Below are 4,750 nucleotides of genomic sequence, written 5' to 3' on the forward strand. Positions count from 1 at the left end.
ACCACGCATGGCGTGGATCTACTGTAGAGCCGAGCCATGCTCGGCTCAGAGACATTCGAGCATGGCTCGACTGTACATTTCGGGCTATCCACGCATGGCGTGGATCTACTGTGCCTCGTCCAGCAACCGCTCCAGACCCGTCGCTTCGGCCGCTTCATCGAACCGCCCATCGCCCAGCCGCGCGCGCACGAACGACAGACCATCGGCTGCAGCGGCATCCAGCGTGCCGCGGTGGTCGACCGGATAATGGCGGAATGCGACCGGCTCGCCACGCAGGGTCAGGCCCGCGGCATACAGCAGGGTGGTCAGGTAGGGCACGTCACGGTCCTGGTTGCCGTGCGCCAGCATCAGCGGCTGGCTGAACCCCTTCCGCGGCACGCCCAGATAGTCATGCAGCACGAACCAGATGCCGGGTACCTGGGTCAGCGGCGTGGTGAACATCGAGCCGGTATCGGCCCCTTCCAGGGTCGCCGCCAGTTCGCCCAGGCACTGCTCGCGCGCCATCGCCACCCGCGCACGCCCTGTATCGCTCAGCACCTTGTCGATCTGCGGCGCGAGCTGCAGCAGGCCATCAAGCAGGTAGGCGTGGTACGCGTTGATGGCGCCGGCATTGGCGGTGCGGTTGTCCGGCTTCATGACCAGCGCGGTCAGTTCCACGGCCGTGGGCGTGCCGGTGGTGAAGCTGCCGCGGTACTGCAGTGAAGGGCCGCCGTAGGCCGTGGCCAGATGACCGGCCGTCAGCGCGGCCGCACCGCCCTGGGAGTGGCCGACCGATACCCAGCGCGGCGACAGTGCGGTGGTGCCCAGATAGTGGCGGCTCGCCTTGACCAGATCGATGATGTTGCGTGCGGAGGTGGTGACATGCAGGTAGGCATGGTCACCCGGGCTGCCGAGCCCCTGATAGTCGGCGGCGACCACGGCGTAGCCCTGGCCCAGGAACTGGTCGAGGAAGCGCCCGTCGCGTTCGGGTTGGTAGGGGCCCGATACCGACGGTGCGCAGTGGTCGGCGATGCCCTGGGTGCCATGTGCCCAGGACACCACCGGCCAGCCGCCTACCGGCGGCGCCCCCGCGGGCAGGTACAGCAGGCCGGTGCCTTCGGCCAGCTGGCCGTGCTGGTCCGGGGTACGGTAGTGGAGCTTGTAGGCCTGCGCGGCCTGGGAGGGCACCCAGCTGGCGCGGTAGGGCGCGGCTGACAGCAGATCGCCCGGAGCCGCCGGGGCGGCGACAGCGGGGCTTGATGCCAGCCCCGCGAGGGCGGCGGCGATCAGCATCGGGGTAAGCCGGAAACAGCGGAATGGTCGGGACATGCGGGCTCCTTGCCGGCCGGGATGGCCGTTGCGCCGCAGTGTGGAGGTGCGCCACTGGTGCTGGCTGCGAACGACGTCGCAAAGGCCGGGGATTCGTAGAATTCCTAGGTGCCGGTTGCCAGACAAAAGGAAAGGGCCCCTTGCGGGGCCCCTTTCTTATTTCTTTTCCAGCCGCGCGTTGCGCTGGCCGGTACTGGCCGACTTCTCGCCGGCGAACGGGTTCAGCTTGCGGATCATCCACGGGTACTTCGGCCACTTGCCTTCCAGCCACGGGTGGGTCGGCTGGTTCAGGGTCAGCACGCGGCGGGCGTCATCGGCCAGGGTCGTGTTGCCCAGATGGGTATAGGACTCACCCAGCACGGCCACGGCGTCGTACTGGAAGGCGCTCTGCGGGTAGGTTTCCAGCAGGTAGTTGGCGCGGCCGGCGGCCGACACGTACGCACCGCGGCGCAGGTAGTACAGCGCGTTGTCCAGCTCGTGCTGGGCGAACACGTCACGCAGCTCGATCATGCGCTGGCGCGCGTCGGCGGCGTAACGGCTGTTCGGGTAGCGGTCCACCACGATGTTGAAGTCCTCATACGCCTGGTGCGGCGTGGACAGATCGCGGCGGCTGGGGTCCAGTGACCATACGCGACGCAGGAAAACCGTATTGCGGTTGGAGTTGGCCAGGCCGCGCAGGTAGTACAGGTAGGCGATATTGCGGTGGGTCGGGTAGGTACGGATGAAGCGGTCGATGCTGGACACTGCGTCATCGTGCTTGCCGGCCTTGTACTGGGCGTAGGCGGTTTCGATCATCGCCTGCTCGGTGTACGGGCCGTACGGGTACTGGGCCACCAGGCGGCGGAAGCTGGCTTCGGCGCCGCTCCAGTTGCCACCCTGCATCAGCTTGTGGCTCTTGTCGTACAGCTGTTCGACCGGCGTTCCTTCATCGGGGCGATCACCCTTCTTGGCGCCGCGATGGCAACCGGTGGCGGCGATGACCAGCACCAGCAGCAGGGCGGTGAGGCGGACGGGCGCAGAGAGCATGGAGGAGCGTCGGATCATGGGGTCAAGGCGGGACGCGTCTGGAATACGAAGGGTCGATGATAGCCTAGTGTCCTGTCCAGCGACTGAAACCGGTCGACCGGACCCCAAAATTTCGAAGATACCCCCCTGCCATGTCTGAACAACCCTCCGAATCGGCCCGCCAGGCCATCGTCCCCGACACCTCCGCCGGCCGTCGTTTCGACGCGGTCGTGGCCGAGCTGTTCCCCGAATACTCGCGCTCGCGCCTGACCGAATGGATCAAATCCGGCGACGTGCTGCTGGACGGGGCCCAGGCCCGCCCGCGTGACCCGCTGCGCGGTGGCGAGGTCGTTTCCCTGAAGGTGGTGCTGGATACCCAGACCGACGCCCAGCCGGAGGACATCCCGCTGGACGTGCTGTTCGAGGATGAGCACCTGCTGGTGATCAACAAGCCGGTGGGCCTGGTGGTCCACCCGGGCGCAGGCAACCACAGCGGCACCCTGGTCAATGCGCTGCTGTACCGCGACCCGTCGGTGGCGGTGCTGCCGCGCGCCGGCATCGTGCACCCCCGGGACAAGGACACCAGTGGCGTGATGGTGGTGGCGCGCACCCAGGAAGCGCAGACCGCACTGGTCGAGCAGTTGGCCGCACGTGATGTGCACCGCCAGTACCTGGCCATCGTAATGGGCTCGATGGTGGCGGGCGGTACCGCCGATGCCCCGATCGACCGCCACCCGCGCGACCGCCTGAAGATGGGCGTGCGCGAGGACGGCAAGGAAGCGATCACCCATTACCGCCTGCGCGAGCGCTTCCGCGCGCACACCGCACTGGAATGCCGCCTGGAAACCGGCCGTACCCACCAGATCCGCGTGCACATGGCGCACATCCGCCACCCGATCATCGGTGACCCGCTGTACGGCGGCGCGCTGAAGCTGCCCAAGGGTGCCAGCGAAGAGCTGGTTGCCGCCCTGCGCGGCTTCAAGCGCCAGGCCCTGCACGCCGAGACCCTGGAGTTCGTGCACCCGATCACCGGCGAGCAGGTGCGCAATACCGCGCCGGTGCCGGCGGACATGCTGCACCTGATGAAGGTGCTGCGCGAGGACAGCGCGGCCTTCGCCGAGCGCGAGCGGGACCGCTGGTGATGGACGCCGCGCTGCCGCTGCTGCAGGCCGACTGGCCGGCGCCCCCGGGCGTCCGCGCGCTGACCACCCGTCGGCATGGTGCGGGCATCTCGCCGGCGCCGTTCGCGCAGTTCAACCTGGGCAACCGGCACGCGGCCGATGGCGATACCCCGGCCAATGTCGAATACAACCGGCAGCTGCTGCAGCAGGGTCTGGCCCTGCCATCGGCACCGCACTGGCTGCGCCAGGTGCACGGCACCACCGTGCTGCGCTTCGACGCAGCGCCGGTGGCTGGTGCAAGCGAGCCGGTGGCCGATGCCGCGGTGACCTCGGTGCGCGGCGTGGTGCTGGCCATCCTCACCGCCGACTGCCTGCCGGTGGTGTTCGCTGCGGCGGACGGCAGCGAGATCGGTGCGGCGCATGCCGGTTGGCGTGGCCTGGCCGACGGCATGCTGGAAGACACCGTGGCCGCCATGAACACCGCCCCGGCGCAGCTGCGCGCCTGGCTGGGCCCGGCGGCCGGCCCGCAGGACTATGAGATCGGCGAAGCGGTCTACCACGCCTTCGTCGGCCACGACCCGGGCGCGGAAGCGGCCTTCGTGGCCACCCGGGAAGGGCACTGGAAAGTGGACCTGTTCGCCCTGGCCCGGCAGCGGCTGCAGGCGGCGGGGCTGGAGGCCAGCAACATCCATGGCGGCACGGTTTCGACCATGGCCGATCCAGATCTGTACTCGCACCGCCGCGACCGCCGTACCGGGCGCATGGCGACCCTGGTGTGGATGGGATGAAGCCGGTTGGCGGTCCCAGCCAGATGGCGGTGATCGTCTTCGACGGCGTCTGTGCGCTGTGCAGCCGCTGGGTGCGCTTCCTGTTGCGGTTTGACCGGCGCGGGCGCTACCGCTTCGCAGCCATGCAGGGCGTGCAGGGCAGTGCGCTGCTGCGTGCGCACGGGCTGGACCCGGCCGACCCGCTGTCGTTCCTGCTGGTGGATGCGCAGGGCGCCTGGACCGACACCGACGCGATCCTGCGCGTGGTGACGGGGCTGGGTGGCCTGTGGCGCGTGGCCGGCGTGCTGCGCGTGCTGCCGCGTGCCTGGCGCGACGTGGCCTACCGCGCGCTGGCGCGCAACCGCTACCGCTGGTTCGGCCGCCACGACACCTGCTACCTGCCCAGCCCGGAACAGGCCACGCGCTTCCTGGATTGACCGCCGCCGTCTGCTCTTTTGTAGAGTCGAGCCATGCTCGACTGCTCCACCATCAGTGATTTCGCCCCGATCCCGCTTGCACCGGCGCAGTGGCAGACGCTGCAGGATGCCT

At 68.9% G+C, this 4,750-nt stretch carries 5 protein-coding genes; 3 read left to right on the plus strand and 2 right to left on the minus strand.

The window, feature by feature from the left end:
- Positions 1 to 105: 105 nt before the first annotated feature.
- Together ACQKDV_RS17000 and ACQKDV_RS17005 are read right to left on the minus strand one after the other, a co-directional pair.
- Positions 106 to 1,308, minus strand: coding sequence for a lipase family protein (locus tag ACQKDV_RS17000; RefSeq protein WP_427785287.1), 1,203 nt, complete (start codon positions 1,306 to 1,308; stop codon positions 106 to 108).
- Between the two features lie 156 nt (positions 1,309 to 1,464).
- Positions 1,465 to 2,352, minus strand: coding sequence for an outer membrane protein assembly factor BamD (locus ACQKDV_RS17005; protein WP_427785288.1), 888 nt, complete (start codon positions 2,350 to 2,352; stop codon positions 1,465 to 1,467).
- 113 nt (positions 2,353 to 2,465) lie between these two features.
- Here ACQKDV_RS17005 and rluD point away from each other — a divergent pair, with 113 nt between their 5' ends.
- From rluD to ACQKDV_RS17020, 3 genes are read left to right on the plus strand one after another with little or no spacing between them, the layout of a single operon-like run.
- Positions 2,466 to 3,455, plus strand: a complete 990-nt coding sequence (gene rluD / locus ACQKDV_RS17010; RefSeq protein ID WP_427785289.1) for a 23S rRNA pseudouridine(1911/1915/1917) synthase RluD — start codon at positions 2,466 to 2,468, stop codon at positions 3,453 to 3,455.
- A complete protein-coding gene (gene pgeF / locus ACQKDV_RS17015; RefSeq protein ID WP_427785291.1) occupies positions 3,455 to 4,222 on the plus strand; it encodes a peptidoglycan editing factor PgeF in 768 nt (255 codons plus the stop codon). The genes rluD and pgeF overlap by 1 nt, the downstream gene beginning before the upstream one ends.
- Complete coding sequence (locus ACQKDV_RS17020; protein ID WP_427785292.1) at positions 4,219 to 4,638, plus strand: thiol-disulfide oxidoreductase DCC family protein; 420 nt, start codon at positions 4,219 to 4,221, stop codon at positions 4,636 to 4,638. Before pgeF ends, ACQKDV_RS17020 begins: the two co-directional genes overlap by 4 nt.
- Positions 4,639 to 4,750 lie beyond the last annotated feature (112 nt).

Source organism: Stenotrophomonas sp. NPDC077659 (genome assembly GCF_050268705.1).
GTDB lineage: Bacteria > Pseudomonadota > Gammaproteobacteria > Xanthomonadales > Xanthomonadaceae > Stenotrophomonas.

Bases quoted from the DNA above. Each gene is read 5' to 3' on its own strand.
- pgeF (WP_427785291.1), top strand. From the start codon at position 3,455: ATGGACGCCGCGCTGCCGCTGCTGCAGGCCGACTGGCCGGCGCCCCCG.
- ACQKDV_RS17000 (WP_427785287.1), bottom strand. From the start codon at position 1,308: ATGTCCCGACCATTCCGCTGTTTCCGGCTTACCCCGATGCTGATCGCC.
- rluD (WP_427785289.1), top strand. From the start codon at position 2,466: ATGTCTGAACAACCCTCCGAATCGGCCCGCCAGGCCATCGTCCCCGAC.
- ACQKDV_RS17020 (WP_427785292.1), top strand. From the start codon at position 4,219: ATGAAGCCGGTTGGCGGTCCCAGCCAGATGGCGGTGATCGTCTTCGAC.
- ACQKDV_RS17005 (WP_427785288.1), bottom strand. From the start codon at position 2,352: ATGATCCGACGCTCCTCCATGCTCTCTGCGCCCGTCCGCCTCACCGCC.